Below are 16882 nucleotides of genomic sequence, written 5' to 3' on the forward strand. Positions count from 1 at the left end.
AATATTTCATAAAGAAACTCTGCCAAGCTAAAGCCTGGAGTGTTAAATGAACAATAAAAGCATTTATGGTCTTTCTCTCATTTCCCTTGGCATGAGCATGGGGCAAGTTGCAGTAGCTGTGGAGCAAAAGCCTGAAGGGTTCATTGAGGGGAGCACCTTTAGTATTCTCAATCGGAATCTCTATCTCAATCGTGATTATCGAAAGGGTCAATCAAGCCCCACGGGCAATGGTTACTCAGCCGAATGGGCTCATGGCATCATTGGCCGATTCGAATCAGGCTTTACTCAAGGTACCGTAGGCTTCGGCATTGATGCGTTTGCAATGGAAGGCCTCAAGCTCGATTCAGGTGATGGTCGCTCGGGAGCCCGTAGCTCAGTCGATGTCTTGCCGCACAATAGCAAAGGCCAACCTGAAGACTCCTACTCAAAAGTAGGCGGGGCCGCAAAAGTGCGTTTCCTGGATACAGTCGTCAAGGTAGGCGACGTATTTCCATCGACGCCTGTCGTTGCCTATGGGGATTCCCGACTTCTCCCGGAGAGTTTCCGGGGTGCAACGTTCACTAATACCAGCATCAAAGGCCTGACCCTTCAGGGGGGCCGGCTGCATGCGATGAGCCAACCCAATTCCAGTAGCATGCGTGACGGCTTTTCAACTTTTTACGCCGGTGTAGTAGATGCTCCATGGATCGCTTATCTAGGGGGCGATTACACGGTCAATGAACACGTAGGTGTGAGTCTTTACACCAGCCAATTCAAGGATGTGTGGAACCAATACTACGCGGGCACCACATTGAGCTATCCACTCTCAGAAAGCGTATCGCTAATTGGCGGCTTTAATTACTACCGAGCGGTTGATGAGGGTGAAAAACTTCTGGGAAGCTTCGATAACAAGATCTGGAGCGGCAAGACCGGGGTCAAATTCGGAGCGCACGCCGTGACCGTTGGTTACCAGCGCAATAATGGTAACGACGACTTTGACTACCTTCGCCAGTCCGACTCAATTTTTTTGGATAACTCCATTCAGTACAGCGATTTCAACTCACCGAAAGAGCAATCCTTGCAGCTGCGCTACGATCTAGATATGCAGGCTTTCGGCATCCCCGGTCTGAGCTTCATGACCCGCTACGCTAAGGGTTGGGATGCGGACTATTCCAACGCAAACAGCGTGTACATGCGTCGCGGAGCGGACGGTGCCCCATTGCAGGACCAAAAGCGTTGGGAGCGAGACATCGAGGCTAAGTATGTCATCCAGTCAGGCTCACTGAAGGACATGTCTTTACGTGTCCGCCAAGCAACGACACGAGCTACCGATTTCGAATCTGATTTGGACGAGGTCAGACTGATTGTTGAATATCCACTGCAACTCCTTTAACGGGCATTAGCCATCGGCATCAACTGTCCGGTATCCCCGATACACCCCGTCTCCTTGTTTCTCCTTTGGTTTGGAGACGGCTTAGGCGCCCTAGTGGCGCCTTTTTTTGTGGATTGAAGAAACTGTTGGTATATCCATCCCGGCGGCGAGCGTCCCTGGGGTTGTATGGCTGATTGGAACGTGTGAACATACTCTCAATATAGGTAGGGGGGGTATGGTATGGGTCATATGAGATCAAGCAAAGACAATCTTCTTAAGCGTGTAAAGCGAATCGCTGGGCAAGTCCAGGCGATTGAGCGAGCACTCGACTCTGATGATGACTGCTCGAAAACCCTGCTTTTGGTCGCTTCTGCCCGTGGCGCTATCAATGGGCTGATGGATGAAATTATCGAAGACCACGCTCGTGAACACGTTGCGAATCCGACACTCAGCAACGAAGAAAGAGCGAAAGGCGTCGATGAGCTTCTCGAAGCCATTCGCCGCTATTCCAAATAGGATTTGCCCAGATGAGTAATTCGTACACCGACTATTCCCACGACCATATGTTCCTGGGGAAATCACATGAAGAAAACGCCAAGCGAACCTTGTGGGTAGTGGCTCTGACCGTCGTAATGATGGTTGCTGAAATCACCGCAGGTTATCTCACTGGCTCAATGGCGTTGCTTGCTGATGGATTTCACATGGCAACACACGCTGGAGCACTTGGCATAGCCGCAGCTGCTTACGGTTACGCAAAAAGACATGCCTCAAATGCTCGCTACAGTTTTGGAACTGGCAAGGTTGGAGACTTGGGTGGCTTCGCATCTGCTCTGATTTTGGGACTGGTCTCTTTGGGAATTGCCGGAGAGTCGCTATTTCGTCTCTTTCAACCGACTCAAGTGCAATTCGGGACAGCGACTCTTATCGCAATTGTCGGATTAGCAGTGAATGTGGTGAGCGCGCTTTTGCTGTCTGGCGGTCATAATCATCACCATGGGCATGACCACGGCCAAGATGAATCTCACCATGCACATGGTCATGACAATAATCTGCGCTCTGCTTATATTCACGTCATTGCAGATGCACTGACTTCGGTTCTGGCCATCGCAGCACTGCTTGCTGGTCGTTACCTTGGTTGGGTCTGGCTCGACCCTGCAATGGGGATTGTGGGTGCAGTTGTCATCGCACGCTGGGCTTGGTCGTTGATGCGGGTGACTGCGAGTGTATTGCTAGACCAGACAGATGATCATGTCGCTGAAGAGATTCGTGAACTGGTTGAGCGACAGGGAGATGCTTCGATCATAGATCTTCATGTCTGGCAGGTAGGGCCGCAAGCCCGCGCCGCTATTGTGAGTGTTCTAGGCAGCCCAGCAGTGAATGCACAAAACATACGAGAACGGCTTGCGACAGTTCATGAGATCACTCATCTGACAGTTGAGTACCGCACGAAGCCGGGCGCTGTTTCACCCGATCAGGTCGCCGTTCAGGCTTAGCAATGAGCCCGTAGTTCGCATAAGTTCGCCGAGGAATTGACCAATGGCCAAGGACATCGAGAATCCGTGTACTTCTGTCTGCCAGTTGAACAGCGAACTGTGCGTCAGCTGCGGTCGCACCAAGGAAGACATCAGAAAATGGAAACGAATGAAGCGTCCAGAAAAAATGGCCGCTGTACAACGCGCGACCCTGCGTCTGAAAAGCCTGCAAAAAAAGAACTCTCAAACCACTGTAATTTAACTTTTCTACGCTTTCAGCCGAGACAGATGTCCAGATTCGGAAAGGCAAGCTGAGTGGCAACGCCACCCGAACTTAGCACTATCGTGGTCAGATGCGCAGTGCTTGTCAGCAGACGGAGCATGGCGTCATCTCAAATTGTTATTGAGGACAGCGGTACGGGGTTATCCGATTCGGCGCAGGCGCGCCTTTACAGCTTGTTGCTGATCGTCCTTTGCGTATTGCTTGAGAATGAAATCAACATAGCATGTCCCGCTGCATGGCCATGAGCTGGGACCATGCTGTGGCCGAATGGATGAGGTGGGATTAGTTTGCGGGGTATTCAGCAATGACCTGATCTACGCCGGCTTTGGTCAGGCCGATTATTTGGTAGGTCTCATGTACTCCGTCGACTTCCATTCCTGGAGAACCTGCTGGCATTCCAGGAGCAGCGATCCCGAGAAGGTCGTCACGCTTACTCATCGCAATTATTTGCTCAACTGGCACATGACCTTCAACAAACTTCCCGTTGATCATCGCAGTGTGACAAGACGAGAGTCGTGGAGCGACACCTAGATCTTGTTTGACAGCACTCATGTTGGTTTCTACATGATCAATGACGGTGAAGCCATTGGCCTCAAGATGCTGAATCCATTTTTTGCAGCATCCGCAGTTTGCATCTCGATGCACATCGATGGTCAGGGCCTGCGCCGCTTGAGCCGTTGAGCCGATGAACAGCGCAGCGAATGTTGCAATACGCAGAAATCGACTTGAAAGTCGGAAGCTACCTGTCATGAATATTTCCTTTTCCCTTGGAGACGGCGAGATGTTCTACGAAGCAATAGAACCCCACTCAAGCGTTCATGCCGCTGCAAAGGTTACATTGAAGGATCTACTTTAGAGTCGGGGAGCCAACTCCCCGATCATTTGAATTCGTAGGGCTAGTGCTCAAATCGCTCAGAACCACATCCGAATACCAGCTACAAACCGGGCCTCGTTTGTCTTTTCCCCTTCATCGCTGGCTAGGTCAGCCGTCTTACCATATGAGCGATTCCAGCTAACACCAATGTAGGGTGCGAATTGACGAGTAATTTCGTAGCGCAACCGCAGGCCTAGTTCGGTGTTGGCCAATCCAGATCCTATGCCGCGCTGAGGATCATTTTTCCCGTACAAGTTTACTTCGGCGGTCGGCTGCAAGATCAGGCGATTGGTCAACAGGATGTCGTAATCGCCTTCAAACCGAGCTGCGGTTTGACCGTTCTCACCAATATAAGCAGTCGCTTCAGCTTCAAAGTTATAGAGGGCCATGCCCTGAATACCGAGCGCTCCCCATGTTTGAGGTGACCCAGGTTTGAAGTCTTGTCGAATGCCGGTGACGACATCCCACCAAGGACCGATGGCGTGTCCCCACAGAGCCTGAAGTTCAGCGTTCTCGGTTACGCCATTGGTACGTTCGCCTTCCGAACGCAACCATAGGCGATCGACGTCACCGCCGATCCACCCTTTTGCATCCCAAGCCAGCGCACTACCGTTGTCAGCGTCTTGGTACTCAAATTTATCCAGGAGGATGAACGAGTTAATTTTTTTATCGTGCACACCATGGCCTGGTAAGTCTGGAAAAGCGGCGGCCCGGTCAGCGTCGGTAAGTACGGGGATTGGGGTTCGGCTTGTGGTAGTCGCCCCTCCATCCATGCTTTCCATACCGTCCATTTGCCCGTTATCGCTGTGATCCATAGCCCCCATCTTGCTATGGTCCATGGCTCCCATTGAGCCGTGGTCCATCTTGGAGTGATCCATCGCGGCATCTTTCGGTTTGGCGGGTTTGGATTTTTGTGCAGTTGAAGACTTTGCGTCCGCACTTGATGGCATCGCCATCGACGGATCCATCTCTTCAGCGGCTTGAGCCATGAAAAAGAATGCTGGACCGGTAGAGACTGCAAGTGCCATCAGCGTTGGGCGTAAAAACTTACTGGTCATGATCTCAATCTGCCTTTTTGGTTTTTTGGTCATGATCCATCGACTCATGGCTCATCTGGCTATGGTCCATCGCCCCGTGATCTAGCTTCGAATCGTTTGCCGTTGCTGGCTTGTCCGTTGCTGTAACAGGAACAGTGGTTGAATGGTCGCTGCCATTTTCCTCTGCCAGCACCGTGGACGAGAGTCCACCCAGCAGGACAGCGGCAAAGAGGCAACCCACGAGGGAATTACGATTTCGGTATGTGCTCACAGATCGTCTCCTTTACTCATCAACCCGTACTTCACGGAACATGCCCATTTCCATATGGAAAAGCAGGTGACAGTGATATGCCCAACGGCCTAAGGCATCAGCGGTGACTCGATAGCTGCGTTTGGTACCTGGTGGCATATCGATCGTGTGCTTGCGCACCATGAACTTGCCGTTCTCGTCCTCAAGGTCACTCCACATGCCGTGAAGGTGGATGGGGTGTGTCATCATGGTGTCGTTCACCAAGGTGATGCGCAGACGCTCGCCATACTTCAGGCGCAGCGGTTCGGCGTCAGAGAATTTGATGCCGTTGAACGACCACGAAAACTTCTCCATGTGACCGGTCAAATGAAGCTCGATGGTACGATTTGGCTCGCGGCCGTCAGGGTCTTGGAAAGTGCTTTTCAAGTCGGAGTAAGTGAGCACTCGACGACCATTGTTCCGCAAGCCTATGCCCGGATCACTTAGCTTTGGCGTTGGATTCATGGCTTGCATATCAACCAGGGGATTGTTGGTTTCAGAGGCAGGGTGTGTCTGCATTTCTCCACCCATACCACCCATGCCAGCCATCCCTGACATATCACCATTGCCCATCCCAGCCATCTTGCTGTGATCCATGCCCGCCATGTTAGTCATGTCACCGCTGTCCATGCCGGTCATCCCGGTCATGTCACTTTGGTCCATACCGGTCATCTTGCTGTGGTCCATGCCCGCCATGCCCGCCATGCCGGACATGTCACCTGGTGTCTTCTCTGCGCCGCCCATACCAGCCATGCTGCCATGGTCCATACCAGCCATACCGCCCATCCCCATGTCATCCATAGTGACGATTGGACGTGGATCTATAGCAGGTACCTGAGCAACTAGCCCTTCACGAAGAGCGAGGGTTCCGCGTGCATAACCCGTCCGATCCATAGACTGGGCGAAGATGGTGTAAGCCTCTTCACTGGCAGGCTCTACGATCACGTCATACGTTTCAGCTACGGCGATGCGGAATTCGTCAACACTCACTGGGTTGACGTGTTGGCCGTCGGCGGCCACAACGGTCATTTTCAAACCAGGAATGCGGACGTCGAAATAGCTCATCGCCGAGCCGTTGATAAAGCGTAGTCGTAGCTTCTCACCCGGCTTGAAAATACCGGTCCAGTTACCGTTTGGCGCCTGGCCATTCATGAGATAGGTGTAAGTATCTGCGCTGACGTCTCCAAGGTCGGTTGGGCTCATGTTCATTTCAGCCCACATCTTCCTGTCAGCTACTGTAGCTGACCAACCTTGCTTACTGACATCGTCGATAAAATCACCAACGGTGCGTTTATGGTGGTTGTAGTAGCCCGACTGTTTCTTAAGCTTGGCCATGACGCGACTAGGATCTTCATCGGTCCAATCAGTCAACATCACCACATAGTCGCGGTTGTATTGAAAAGGTTCAGGCTCTTTCGAGTCGATAACGATTGGCCCGTAAACCCCTGCCTGCTCCTGTAAGCCCGAGTGGCTGTGGTACCAGTACGTACCATTCTGATGAACCTTGAACTTGTACTCGTACATGCCGTCGGGTGCGATGCCATGGAAACTCAAGCCAGGTACACCGTCCATATTGGCCGGCAGAATGATCCCGTGCCAATGGATTGAGGTGTCTTGGTCCAGGCGGTTTTTTACACGCAGGGTGACTGTCTCTCCTTCGCGCCAACGCAGCAAAGGTCCTGGCAATGATCCATTGATGGTCATGGCTGTTCGCGGCGAGCCGGTAATGTTTACAGGTGTTTCACCAATAAACAGATCAAATTCATTGCCGGTGAGTACGCTCGGCAGACCTGGACTTGTCACCGCCCATACTGGAGTGCGCCAAAGGCCAAAGCCGCCGAGAATGCCACCAGCGGCCAAGCCTTTTACGAATGTCCGTCTAGAGGTTTTGGAATGCATGCCGTTTATTTCCAATCAGTCAAAAGGGAAGCCGTGCGAAACAACCGATCATGAGTTGCCCGGATCAGCTTTGCCCACCGTCACAAAAGACAAACTCTTACGGCAAGCGAGCTCAGAAATTGCCACATTTAAACCACCGCAGTGATTACATTTCTGTCAGCTTGGAGGGCTAGCTATTTAGCAATTCTTGTGATCCATCGCCTTGGCTTTGCTTTCAGCGACGGGATGTTGGGCATTTTGCGTTTGAGCTACTCGGTACGATTCCATCGAATTATTCCTGGCCACTTCCATGCGTGCGAAAGTCCGGTCACCACCCCCTTCAGCCATAGCCAAAGAAGAGACGGTCAGAGCCGCGATGACGAACAAGGTTTTGATAGGGTTCATTTGGGGGGCCTCGGATGATTATTGGTGACCCCTGAATCCACATCAGTCGTTGACTCTAGGGGGTGAGCTTGAGGCTCAATAGGACTATAAGACTCATCCCCTGTCAGGAAGCTTAGGCCAATATTACAGTTGTGTCAGGTTGCGATATTTCTCTTGAGATGCAGAGTGATTAGTCCGTAAGGTCTAAGCTATCCAACGACACATAACCTCCATCCACCATCTAAAATTTACCTGTGCGGCGTTGTAAGTTTCCGGTCACTGCACGATGGCGTGGCGTTTTTTGAGTTTTTCGCTGAAATCATACATCGGCTCGGACGCACTACGTTAAGCACTTGAGTGTTCGATAGGTGGGAATTAAATGGCAGCGTAACTAAAGGTGGCCACCGGTGAGTATTAATTTTGACAAAGCGCTTGGCTCCGCAGAAAGAGCATTACGTTTTCGCAGCCAACGAGCTGAGGTACTTAGCAATAATATCGCTAATGCCGACACTCCTAACTTTAAGGCCAGGGACTTGGACTTTTCTGCTGTACTGGCTAGCCAAACAAAAGGAGGTTTGGCTACTCCGTTCTCTTTAAAAACAACAAACCCAAAACATATTGCCGTAAACGAATTAGTAAGTGATATTCACGGCGGTGCTTTGCTTTACAGTACGCCGAACCAACCTTCCATTGATCAAAATACTGTGGATCAACAGGTCGAGGTCGCAAAGTATACGGAAAATGAAATTCATTTCGAAACCGCCTTTACTAGATTAAATGGAGCATTTAAGGGGCTACTTAAAGCTCTGCGAGGTGAATAATAAACTTTACCCAGCGAGGGAATCAGCGCCTCAGGCGCTGATTTGGGAAGGGAAACCGAGTGCTTCGACAGTTTTACGGACTTGCTCTGGGTTTTCACTGCTTTCAACGCTTACCTTACCTGCTGCGCGATCCACGGAAATCATAGCCTCGCTGTCCAGTGACTGAATTGCTTTGGTGATTTTGCTGACGCAGCTACCGCAACCAATGCCTGATACGTTTAAGACGAACATGGTTATTCCTCTTGTGCTGAGCAGTCTATTTTCACCGCAACAACAAGATCAACGTTGACACCACGGTAAGGTCAAGAGTTATGTATAGCGGGCTGTGAGCATCGGTTACGCTCATTCAATTCGGGTATTCCTCAGCCTCAAAGCATTGAAAACTACAGACGCAGAACTGACGCTCATGGCTAACGCAGCAATCATTGGAGACAGAAGGTGCCCCGTCAGTGGATAGAGCAGGCCTGCGGCGAGGGGAATACCCATTGAGTTGTAAAGGAAGGCGAACCCCAAGTTTTGCCGCATGTTTTTTACCGTTGCAACCGAAAGTGCCCGTGCCCGTAAAATCCCCATCAGGTCGCCTTTTACCAGCGTGAGCTGCGCGCTATTCATCGCGACGTCAGTCCCTGTACCCATGGCAATGCCCACATCTGCTCGCGCCAAGGCCGGTGCGTCGTTGATACCGTCGCCGGCCATGGCAACCTTTCGACCGGATTGCTGGAGGTCCGCCACCAGGCGCTCCTTGTCCTGAGGTTTCACTTCACCATGAACCTCTTCAATACCCATCTCCTTGGCGACAGCACGTGCGGTGGTGAGCCCGTCTCCCGTGGCCATGATGATTTTTACGTTATCAGCCTTAAGCTTGGTGACTGCTTCTTTAGAGGTCGGTTTTATCGGGTCTGAGACCGCTAGTAATCCTGCCAAGACCCCGTCAACTGCTAGATAGATGATGCTGATGCCTTCAAGGCGCAACAACTCTGCACGTTCTTGTAAGACCTTTGTGCTCACGCCGGCAGCTTCCATCAGTGCAGTGTTGCCCAGCTGTACTTTCTTGCCATCAACGAGACCACTCACCCCAATCCCTGAGCCGGACTCAAACGATTCAGGCTTGGTGAGCGCAATATTTTCAGTTCGGGCGTGATCGACGATGGCGTGTGCCAAAGGATGTTCGCTGCCTTGATCAAGGCTAGCGGCCAGTTGAAGCACATCGCGTGGGTTGAAATCTGGTGTGGCCTCCACACTGTGAAATACCGGCCGTCCCTCTGTCAGGGTTCCCGTTTTATCGACAATCAGTGTGTCGATCTTGCAAAGGTTTTCGATGGCACTGGCATCTCTGAACAGCACACCCATACTGGCGGCTTTACCCGTCGAAACCATGATCGACATGGGCGTTGCCAGACCCAGAGCACAGGGACAAGCGATGATAAGCACGGCGACAGCGTTGATCAGGCCGAAGACCCAGCTGGGTTCCGGGCCGAACAGTCCCCAACCTATGAGGGTCAGCAACGCAATCGCGATAACCGCCATCACAAAGTAGCCGGCGATCGAGTCGGCCATTCGTTGCATGGGCGCTTTGGAGCGTTGGGCTAGTGCGACCATTTGTACTATCTGCGACAGCATGGTGTCAGCGCCGACCTTTCGCGCCTCCATCACCAAGCTTCCATGAGTATTAAGCGTGGCACCGATCAGACTATCCCCTGCTCTTTTCATGACCGGCACAGGTTCACCAGTGAGCATGGATTCATCCACCGCACTTTCTCCCTCGAGTACAGAGCCATCAACTGGCACTTTTTCACCAGGTCTGACCCGCAAATGGTCTCCCAAGTGAACATGGGTAAGAGGAATGTCTTCCTCCTGACCATCGGCGTTGATCCTGCGTGCAGTCTTGGGAGATAGGCCAAGAAGGGACTTAATGGCGGCGGAGGTTTGTGACCGTGCTTTGAGCTCAAGAATCTGCCCAAGCAAGGTGAGCGAGATGATGACCGCAGCGGCTTCGAAGTAGACGCCGATGCGTCCATCTTGCATGAAGGTGGTGGGAAAACTTTGGGGAAATAGGGTTGCCGCGACGCTGTAAAGATAGGCTGCGGCAGTACCTAAACCAATCAGAGTCCACATGTTTGGACTGCGATTTCTAACGGATGCTATGCCTCTTACAAAAAAGGGCCAACCTGCCCATAAGGTGACCGGAGTGGCAAGAGCGAACTCGATCCAGTTTTGAACCGAACCATGGAAGATTTGTAATGAGTGACCCGCCATGGCTAGAAGGGCCACCATTACGGTTAAAGGCAGCGACCACCAAAAGCGGCGGGTGAAATCCAGGAGCTCGGGTTTGTCATCGTCATCAAGCGCGGGCATGACGGGCTCTAATGTCATGCCACATTTAGGGCAATTGCCGGGCCCTGGCTGTCTTATTTCCGGGTGCATAGGACAGGTAAACTCAGTGGCTACCTGTAGCGTGGGCTCTATAGCGGCGCTGCTGGGTTCAGCGCTGGGATGATTACCAATGTAGCGTTCTGGATCTGCCCGAAATTTCTCTTGGCATTTCTGGCTACAAAATTGATACGTCTGTCCTTGGTAAGACTCGCCAAATTTACTTGGAGGTATAACCGCCATACCGCACACCGGGTCGCGTAGACCACCGTCATTGGGTGAGGCAGCGTGGGCGGGACCGTGATCGTGGTGGCTCGGTGGAGTGGGCATAGCTATTTCTCTTCCTTGTTGGTTCCTGCCTGATCGCCATGGTCATGTCCGCCATGTCCATGTCCAAAAAAATGCATCAATGGACAGATCAACAGGATGAGGTAGGGCAAATACGGATAAACGTGGGTGAAATGTTCCCGCACCCCGTAAAAGGCACCGATCGCAATGAGCATGATCAGTACAACGCCTGTTTTGCGCCTCCAAAATGGTGGGGAGGTGCTTCCAGCCGGATGCTGATGCTTATCCATGATCTAGACCCCGTGTGTGAGCGTGTTGCTCTGATCTCTGCCTCAGAGCATAGCGAACTCTTGCGTCGACGCGGTTTTAGCGGTCGGTTCAGGCTTACTTCAAGTCAAATTGACCGACCATCCCCGACTGGTAATGACCTGGCACGTTGCAGGCAAATTGAAGTCCAGTTGTGTTGTTGAAGGTCCAGATCAACTCCTTGGTTGCCCCTGGCTCGATCAGCACGCTATTCGGGTCGTTGTGTTCCATTCCAACCATCTTCATGCCTCCCATGCTATGGCCCATGTTGCCCCACATTTTTCCAGTTCCGGTGGGTGTAAGCGTTCCATTCTGGAACATGCTCGCCATTTCTTTTTGGTGCGCCGCGTGAGCAGCGGCTTGGCCGATATTGAACTCGTGCAGCAACGCCCCTTTGTTGTGAAGTACAAAGCGAACCGTTTCACCGGGCTTTACGTCGATGCTTTTAGTTTTGAAGAAAATATCACCCATCTCTACATCAACCGTGCGAGTGACCTCTGAGGCGACTCCAGGCTGACCGATATCCTCTTTCCCATGACCTACGCTGGCCATCGCCGTAGCGCCGAGGAGTAGGGTGATTGCCGCAATAACTGGAGTAATGAGCTTAGTTTTCATGGTGACCTCGAGAGCCAGTGGAAAATACTAGCTATGCTAAAGGGATAGAGCTGAGCGTTAACTGACTTGAACACTACATTTCTGTCAGTTTTCCTGAGAAAACACGGCGCCCAGATGACGCCGTGTCTAGTGGGCGGTTCAGAGAGCCCCGTAGGAGTTATTCGGTTACTGATGGTTCTCAGAAAGCATCAGTTTGTGCTCGCGCTGCATTTGGTTCAAAACGTCATCAACCATGGCGTCGTGTTTTTCCATCCAGGCGAGATGTTCCTGAGGTGACATTGATGCTTTTGGATGATCTAGATGAAGCTGGCCCATGATCTCGCCCAGTATTTTCATATGCTCGGCCATGTGAACATGGCGCTGCCCTTCAGGAGCTTTTTCAGCTTGTACCAAGGTCGCTTCGGCTTTATCGCGCAGGCTTTCCATGCGCTCCATAATCCGATCTGCACCACCTTCAGCCAACGCAGATGCTGAGATGAGTATCGAACTAGCAAAGAATAGGACTTTTAAACGGTTCATGAGGAAGCTCCTTTTTGATTTGTTTTCCGGCTCCTCTAGCTTTCATGGTTAAGAGTCGGTCGAGCACCAGAAAGTACTCATGCTCGAACCCTAGACAGCACTCGCTGACATCTACCTGAAGCCAATATTACTTTTCTGTCAGTTGCTGGTTGGCAGAGGCATTTCATTGCAGACTCAGCCTCACAATTATTCGAGAGCCATCCCCATGAGACTTCTGGTTGCGGAAGACGAACCCAAAATAGGTATTTATTTGCAGCAAGGACTCACCGAGGCGGGGTTCAATGTTGATCGTTTTACCAATGGCAAAGACGCGCTTCAGCACGCCTTGAGCGAGGCGTATGACCTGCTGATTCTCGATGTGATGATGCCTGGGCTGGATGGCTGGGAAGTACTTCAGAAAGTGAGAGCATCCGGAAAAAATGTCCCTGTGCTTTTCCTCACGGCGCGAGACCGAGTTGAGGATCGGGTAAAAGGACTTGAGCTGGGGGCTGACGATTACCTGATCAAACCCTTCGCATTTTCTGAATTGCTGGCTCGCGTCAGAACGCTGCTGCGTAGAGGTACCACTGCCCCCTCCCAAACCCATATGAAATTGGCTGATTTGGAGGTGGACCTCCTCAAACGCAGGGTTATCCGCGCAGGCAAACGTATAGATCTAACGGCCAAAGAGTTTGCGTTGCTCGAATTGCTGCTCCGTCGTCGAGGTGAGGTTCTGCCCAAGTCGCTTATTGCTTCCCAGGTCTGGGACATGAACTTTGACAGCGATACTAACGTCATCGAGGTTGCTGTCAGGAGGCTCAGAGCAAAGATTGATGATGATTTTGAGGTCAAGCTTATCCACACCTCTCGAGGCATGGGGTACATGCTGGATGCGCCGGATTCGGGGACGGGGTCGGAATGAAGCGAATGTCCCTGACTACGCGCATGAGCCTGATGTTCATGCTAGCTGTAACGGCTGTGCTCACCGTCGCTGGACTCAGTTTTAACAACCTCAGCCGGCATCATTTCAAGATGCTGGATCAGCAGGCGCTGAACGAAAAGCTTCACTCGACGCAAAGAATTTTGACTGGGTTGAACAGCATTGATCAATTCAGTGATGTTAAGCCTGAGCTGGAGGCACTGCTTGGTGCTCATCGTGATTTGACAGCTCTTATCATCGATGGTGACGGTAAGCTCCTGTTTGCTGACCCAGGTCCGATCGTAGTTCCTGAAGACTTCCGAACGGTCACAAACAGCAATGTCTGGGAGTGGCGAGACCAGGAGCAGATATTTCGAGGCGTGACGGCGCAAGCCATAGTGACGGGGCAGGACAAGCCATTGACAGTGATGTTGATCTTTGATGTTACTCAACATATGGCCTTCTTCGAGACGCTTGAACGATGGTTTTGGATAGGACTGGTGATAAGCGCGCTGGTCAGTGCTGCACTGGGCTGGATGGTAGCGCGTAGTGGACTACGACCTATTCGCCTAGTCACTCAGGTAGCAGCTTCGATGTCAGCTAAATCGCTCAAAGAGCGTATTCCATTAGGTCCCGTTCCCCAAGAGCTCCAGCAGATGGTGCTCTCGTTCAACGCAATGTTATCTAGACTGGACGATGCGTTTGTTCGTTTATCGAACTTCTCTGCGGACATTGCTCACGAATTACGGACACCCGTTAGCAATTTGATGACTCACACTGAAGTGATTTTATCTAGAAAAAGAAATATTGAGGACTACGAGGACAATCTGTACTCAAATCTTGATGACTTGAAACGTATGGGACGTATGATTGATGACATGCTTTTTCTAGCGAAATCAGATAACGGTCTAATTACACATGAAAACAAACCGATTGACCTGGTAGCAGTAGTAGAGAAATTACTCGAGTACTACCGTTTGCTGGCTGATGAGCGAGGGATCGACCTGAAGGTCACAGGCAGGGGTAGCGTCCGAGGTGACGTACTCATGCTCGACAGGGCCATCTCTAATCTGCTCTCAAATGCGCTCCGGTACACCCCCGAAGGAAAGTGTATTACTGTCGATATTCGGCAGAAAGGAACTTCAATATCAGTCTCTGTGGAGAACCCGGGAGAGCCCATTGCGTCCGAGCATCTTGAAAAGCTGTTTGATCGATTTTATCGCGTGGACCCAGCTCGCAGAGAAGGAAGTCCAAGTAATGCAGGGCTAGGTTTATCGATTACTCGATCTATCATTGAAGCGCATGACGGAAAAATATGGTGTACGTCGTTAAACGGAATAACAGCCTTTCATATTGAACTCCCATGTGCTGATGCAAGAAAGGTCTAAGACACCTTGTTCATATGTATGCAGGCAACATGTGGTTAGCTCAATAGGATCGTTTTTGGATGAGAGAAAACTCTTGGAGCGTTCCAAAGAAAGTCGCGTATTTGGCGCCGTATCCGGGCAGATCAGTGCCAAAAACCCGCCCCAAGCTGACTGAAATGTAATCGAACAGTTTGCGTTCATGTGGCATCGTGTACTCGCACTGTGACGTTGGAAATCTTGTGATTCCTCCCTGTCCAGCCGGCCCTAGAACACGGAATTTGCTAGGTATTCGTCAGTGGTTTTAACGAGCGTCAAAAAGTAAAAAACTAGATATTCCCTAAAAACCTAGAACCAACAGCTTTTGCTGTCAGGAGTCTTGCATGTCATTCCTTAAAACTACCACCGTAGCTGTTGCGCTGACTGCGGGTTTGCTTCTGAGTGCAGTTGCTCAGGCGCATCCAAAGCTGGTTTCTTCTACTCCCGCTGAAGGATCGGATGCGGCGGCTCCGTCTAAAATCGAACTGCACTTTTCTGAGAATCTAACGACTCAGTTCTCTGGTGCAAAGCTGATTATGACCGATATGCCTGGTATGCCGAATTCACCTATGGGCGTAAAAGCTAACGTGGCAGGTGGCGGTGATCCGAAGACGATGGTTATTACACCCGCATCGCCATTGACCACGGGTACTTACAAAGTCGAATGGCGTGCCGTTTCCTCGGACACTCACCCGATTACCGGCAACTTTTCTTTCAAAGTGAAATGATTCATGAGCGACTCATTAAATATCGTTGTTCGCTTTGCTCTTTATTTCGACCTGATGCTGTTATTTGGACTGGCAATTTTTGGTCTTTATAGCCTCAGGGGAAAAGAAAGAATATCGGGAACAGTTTTGAATTTTGAGTCGCTTCTTTACAGTACTTCTGCTGTAGGTGTAGCTCTGTCCCTTGCCGCCATGTTGTTACTTGCGAAAGCAATGAGTGGCGTGTCGGGTTTCATGGAGCTACATCACCATATCTTTCAAATGGTTCTCATGGGGACTGACGTCGGTTTGACCTGGATGGTCCGAATAGGGGCGTTGGTGACGGCCATTATTGGCGTTTCCCTGAACAAGCGCTTTCCAACACTGAGTCTTTGGATTGTCACTGTCTGTGGCGCGATTGCGCTAGCGACGCTGGCATGGACAGGGCACGGAGCAATGGACGAGGGGAGCCGTCGCTACTGGCACTTTATTAGCGATATCTTCCATCTTTTGGCCGCAGGCGGTTGGTTGGGTGCGCTAGCGGCATTTGCCCTGCTGCTGCGTTTGAAATCACTGAAAGGTGAGCGAGAAGCACGAATTCTTGCTCGGGTACTGACAGGGTTTGAATCGGCCGGCGCGGTGATTGTAGTGATCATCAGCATTACGGGAGTGGCGAACTACCTATTTATCGTTGGGCCAAATCTCGATGAGGTGATGCTCAGCACTTATGGCGAGTTGCTATTTTTGAAGGTCCTGCTCTTTGCCGGGATGATCGTATTAGCGACGCTCAACCGTTTTCACCTAAGCCCGCTCTTGGAACGTTCTGTTCGAAATGGAGACTATGCTGTCGCGGTCAATGCCTTGCGCCGTAGCATGAAGCTCGAATTTTCAATGGCAGTCATCATTATTTGTCTAGTCGCATGGTTAGGTACTTTAAGCCCGGTCATGGAAATGAGCGCGGCATAGCGGTTGGTGATGGCCGACTAAGGAGTCTCAAGGGTGAATTGTAAGGGCCATTTGCACCGTCTACACTCCAGCTCATGAAACGCTACCTGCGGTTTTGCCTAATTTTCCTGATTAGCTTGGCGCTTCCCCTCAGCGGGATGGCGGGTGTTCAGACATCGATTGAACCATGCCCGATGAAAACCATGGGCATGGCGATGATGGATGGTATGGGGCAAGACTGCTGCCACGACATGAAAAGTCCCACCGAGCATGGCAAACCTTGTAAGCCCGGTCAGGAATGCAAAACTGGCGGCATGTTGCAAGTATCGATCATCAAGCCTCCTATCACCCTGTCCAGTCCTCTCATTCTATCATTCTCCAGCCATTTCCCGCTCGTACAAACCTCTTCAGGGGTATGGCGACCCCCACGTACTTGATTCCTGTA

The 16882-nt window shown here is 51.2% G+C and carries 20 protein-coding genes; 10 read left to right on the forward strand and 10 right to left on the reverse strand.

Going from position 1 to position 16882, the window contains the following annotated elements; all coding sequences use genetic code 11:
- Positions 1-46: 46 nt before the first annotated feature.
- The 4 genes from PSH76_RS04080 (at position 47) to PSH76_RS04095 (ending at position 3085) form a co-directional block, all read left to right on the forward strand.
- A complete protein-coding gene (locus PSH76_RS04080; protein ID WP_008432871.1) occupies positions 47-1372 on the forward strand; it encodes an OprD family porin in 1326 nt (441 codons plus the stop codon).
- A gap of 219 nt (positions 1373-1591) precedes the next feature.
- Positions 1592-1867, forward strand: coding sequence for a metal/formaldehyde-sensitive transcriptional repressor (locus PSH76_RS04085; RefSeq protein ID WP_024073346.1), 276 nt, complete (start codon positions 1592-1594; stop codon positions 1865-1867).
- Positions 1868-1878: 11 nt separating this feature from the next.
- A complete protein-coding gene (gene dmeF / locus PSH76_RS04090; protein ID WP_008437453.1) occupies positions 1879-2844 on the forward strand; it encodes a CDF family Co(II)/Ni(II) efflux transporter DmeF in 966 nt (321 codons plus the stop codon).
- Between the two features lie 43 nt (positions 2845-2887).
- Positions 2888-3085 carry a DUF1289 domain-containing protein gene (locus PSH76_RS04095; RefSeq protein WP_008437450.1) on the forward strand — a complete coding sequence of 66 codons (198 nt, stop codon included), beginning with the start codon at positions 2888-2890 and terminating at the stop codon, positions 3083-3085.
- A gap of 303 nt (positions 3086-3388) precedes the next feature.
- On the opposite strand, the gene PSH76_RS04100 is transcribed toward PSH76_RS04095, so the two are convergent.
- The 5 genes from PSH76_RS04100 to PSH76_RS04120 all read right to left on the reverse strand — a co-directional run bounded on the left by PSH76_RS04100 (position 3389) and on the right by PSH76_RS04120 (position 7589).
- Entirely contained in the window at positions 3389-3856 is a 468-nt protein-coding gene (locus tag PSH76_RS04100) for a DUF411 domain-containing protein (RefSeq protein ID WP_008437448.1), read from the reverse strand.
- Between the two features lie 162 nt (positions 3857-4018).
- Complete coding sequence (locus PSH76_RS04105) at positions 4019-5071, reverse strand: copper resistance protein B (protein WP_008437443.1); 1053 nt, start codon at positions 5069-5071, stop codon at positions 4019-4021.
- Positions 5043-5288: a hypothetical protein gene (locus tag PSH76_RS04110; protein ID WP_024073347.1), complete on the reverse strand. Its 246-nt coding sequence runs from the start codon at positions 5286-5288 to the stop codon at positions 5043-5045. Before PSH76_RS04110 ends, PSH76_RS04105 begins: the two co-directional genes overlap by 29 nt.
- Before the next feature lie 12 nt (positions 5289-5300).
- Positions 5301-7205, reverse strand: a complete 1905-nt coding sequence (locus tag PSH76_RS04115; protein WP_008437439.1) for a copper resistance system multicopper oxidase — start codon at positions 7203-7205, stop codon at positions 5301-5303.
- Between the two features lie 177 nt (positions 7206-7382).
- Positions 7383-7589 (reverse strand): co-regulatory protein PtrA N-terminal domain-containing protein, encoded by a 207-nt coding sequence (locus tag PSH76_RS04120; protein ID WP_019821302.1) that lies wholly within the window; start codon positions 7587-7589, stop codon positions 7383-7385.
- Between the two features lie 386 nt (positions 7590-7975).
- Between PSH76_RS04120 and flgB the strand changes: the two genes are divergently transcribed.
- A complete protein-coding gene (gene flgB / locus PSH76_RS04125) occupies positions 7976-8389 on the forward strand; it encodes a flagellar basal body rod protein FlgB (RefSeq protein WP_008437437.1) in 414 nt (137 codons plus the stop codon).
- A 30-nt stretch (positions 8390-8419) separates the two neighbouring features.
- On the opposite strand, the gene PSH76_RS04130 is transcribed toward flgB, so the two are convergent.
- From PSH76_RS04130 to PSH76_RS04150, 5 genes are all read right to left on the reverse strand, one after another.
- Complete coding sequence (locus PSH76_RS04130; RefSeq protein ID WP_008437435.1) at positions 8420-8620, reverse strand: heavy-metal-associated domain-containing protein; 201 nt, start codon at positions 8618-8620, stop codon at positions 8420-8422.
- 111 nt (positions 8621-8731) lie between these two features.
- Positions 8732-11089 (reverse strand): heavy metal translocating P-type ATPase, encoded by a 2358-nt coding sequence (locus PSH76_RS04135; RefSeq protein WP_024073349.1) that lies wholly within the window; start codon positions 11087-11089, stop codon positions 8732-8734.
- A 2-nt stretch (positions 11090-11091) separates the two neighbouring features.
- A complete protein-coding gene (locus PSH76_RS04140) occupies positions 11092-11337 on the reverse strand; it encodes a DUF2933 domain-containing protein (protein ID WP_032899631.1) in 246 nt (81 codons plus the stop codon).
- A 94-nt stretch (positions 11338-11431) separates the two neighbouring features.
- A complete protein-coding gene (locus PSH76_RS04145) occupies positions 11432-11968 on the reverse strand; it encodes a plastocyanin/azurin family copper-binding protein (protein WP_008437431.1) in 537 nt (178 codons plus the stop codon).
- Positions 11969-12133: 165 nt separating this feature from the next.
- Positions 12134-12487: a co-regulatory protein PtrA N-terminal domain-containing protein gene (locus PSH76_RS04150; protein ID WP_008437430.1), complete on the reverse strand. Its 354-nt coding sequence runs from the start codon at positions 12485-12487 to the stop codon at positions 12134-12136.
- A gap of 205 nt (positions 12488-12692) precedes the next feature.
- On the opposite strand from PSH76_RS04150, the gene PSH76_RS04155 reads away from it, so the two are divergent.
- From PSH76_RS04155 to PSH76_RS04175, 5 genes are all read left to right on the forward strand, one after another.
- Entirely contained in the window at positions 12693-13388 is a 696-nt protein-coding gene (locus tag PSH76_RS04155) for a heavy metal response regulator transcription factor (protein ID WP_008437429.1), read from the forward strand.
- Positions 13385-14773 (forward strand): copper resistance membrane spanning protein CopS, encoded by a 1389-nt coding sequence (copS, locus tag PSH76_RS04160; protein ID WP_008437425.1) that lies wholly within the window; start codon positions 13385-13387, stop codon positions 14771-14773. Before PSH76_RS04155 ends, copS begins: the two co-directional genes overlap by 4 nt.
- Before the next feature lie 359 nt (positions 14774-15132).
- Positions 15133-15516: a copper homeostasis periplasmic binding protein CopC gene (gene copC / locus PSH76_RS04165; RefSeq protein ID WP_008437424.1), complete on the forward strand. Its 384-nt coding sequence runs from the start codon at positions 15133-15135 to the stop codon at positions 15514-15516.
- Between the two features lie 3 nt (positions 15517-15519).
- Entirely contained in the window at positions 15520-16458 is a 939-nt protein-coding gene (gene copD, locus PSH76_RS04170; RefSeq protein WP_008437423.1) for a copper homeostasis membrane protein CopD, read from the forward strand.
- 74 nt (positions 16459-16532) lie between these two features.
- On the forward strand, positions 16533-16874 hold the full coding sequence (locus PSH76_RS04175) for a hypothetical protein (protein ID WP_073844967.1): 342 nt from the start codon (positions 16533-16535) through the stop codon (positions 16872-16874).
- Positions 16875-16882 lie beyond the last annotated feature (8 nt).

It is taken from the genome of Pseudomonas sp. FP215 (assembly GCF_030687795.1).
GTDB lineage: Bacteria > Pseudomonadota > Gammaproteobacteria > Pseudomonadales > Pseudomonadaceae > Aquipseudomonas > Aquipseudomonas salmasensis.

What these genes read in the sequence shown, in the direction of transcription:
- PSH76_RS04150 (WP_008437430.1), bottom strand. Translation starts at nt 12,487, where the DNA reads ATGAACCGTTTAAAAGTCCTATTCTTTGCTAGTTCGATACTCATCTCA.
- PSH76_RS04155 (WP_008437429.1), top strand. Translation starts at nt 12,693, where the DNA reads ATGAGACTTCTGGTTGCGGAAGACGAACCCAAAATAGGTATTTATTTG.
- PSH76_RS04100 (WP_008437448.1), bottom strand. Translation starts at nt 3,856, where the DNA reads ATGACAGGTAGCTTCCGACTTTCAAGTCGATTTCTGCGTATTGCAACA.
- PSH76_RS04175 (WP_073844967.1), top strand. Translation starts at nt 16,533, where the DNA reads ATGAAACGCTACCTGCGGTTTTGCCTAATTTTCCTGATTAGCTTGGCG.
- PSH76_RS04120 (WP_019821302.1), bottom strand. Translation starts at nt 7,589, where the DNA reads ATGAACCCTATCAAAACCTTGTTCGTCATCGCGGCTCTGACCGTCTCT.
- PSH76_RS04130 (WP_008437435.1), bottom strand. Translation starts at nt 8,620, where the DNA reads ATGTTCGTCTTAAACGTATCAGGCATTGGTTGCGGTAGCTGCGTCAGC.
- copS (WP_008437425.1), top strand. Translation starts at nt 13,385, where the DNA reads ATGAAGCGAATGTCCCTGACTACGCGCATGAGCCTGATGTTCATGCTA.
- PSH76_RS04145 (WP_008437431.1), bottom strand. Translation starts at nt 11,968, where the DNA reads ATGAAAACTAAGCTCATTACTCCAGTTATTGCGGCAATCACCCTACTC.
- PSH76_RS04080 (WP_008432871.1), top strand. Translation starts at nt 47, where the DNA reads ATGAACAATAAAAGCATTTATGGTCTTTCTCTCATTTCCCTTGGCATG.
- PSH76_RS04140 (WP_032899631.1), bottom strand. Translation starts at nt 11,337, where the DNA reads ATGGATAAGCATCAGCATCCGGCTGGAAGCACCTCCCCACCATTTTGG.
- copD (WP_008437423.1), top strand. Translation starts at nt 15,520, where the DNA reads ATGAGCGACTCATTAAATATCGTTGTTCGCTTTGCTCTTTATTTCGAC.
- PSH76_RS04085 (WP_024073346.1), top strand. Translation starts at nt 1,592, where the DNA reads ATGGGTCATATGAGATCAAGCAAAGACAATCTTCTTAAGCGTGTAAAG.
- PSH76_RS04135 (WP_024073349.1), bottom strand. Translation starts at nt 11,089, where the DNA reads ATGCCCACTCCACCGAGCCACCACGATCACGGTCCCGCCCACGCTGCC.
- PSH76_RS04115 (WP_008437439.1), bottom strand. Translation starts at nt 7,205, where the DNA reads ATGCATTCCAAAACCTCTAGACGGACATTCGTAAAAGGCTTGGCCGCT.
- PSH76_RS04105 (WP_008437443.1), bottom strand. Translation starts at nt 5,071, where the DNA reads ATGACCAAAAAACCAAAAAGGCAGATTGAGATCATGACCAGTAAGTTT.
- copC (WP_008437424.1), top strand. Translation starts at nt 15,133, where the DNA reads ATGTCATTCCTTAAAACTACCACCGTAGCTGTTGCGCTGACTGCGGGT.
- dmeF (WP_008437453.1), top strand. Translation starts at nt 1,879, where the DNA reads ATGAGTAATTCGTACACCGACTATTCCCACGACCATATGTTCCTGGGG.
- PSH76_RS04095 (WP_008437450.1), top strand. Translation starts at nt 2,888, where the DNA reads ATGGCCAAGGACATCGAGAATCCGTGTACTTCTGTCTGCCAGTTGAAC.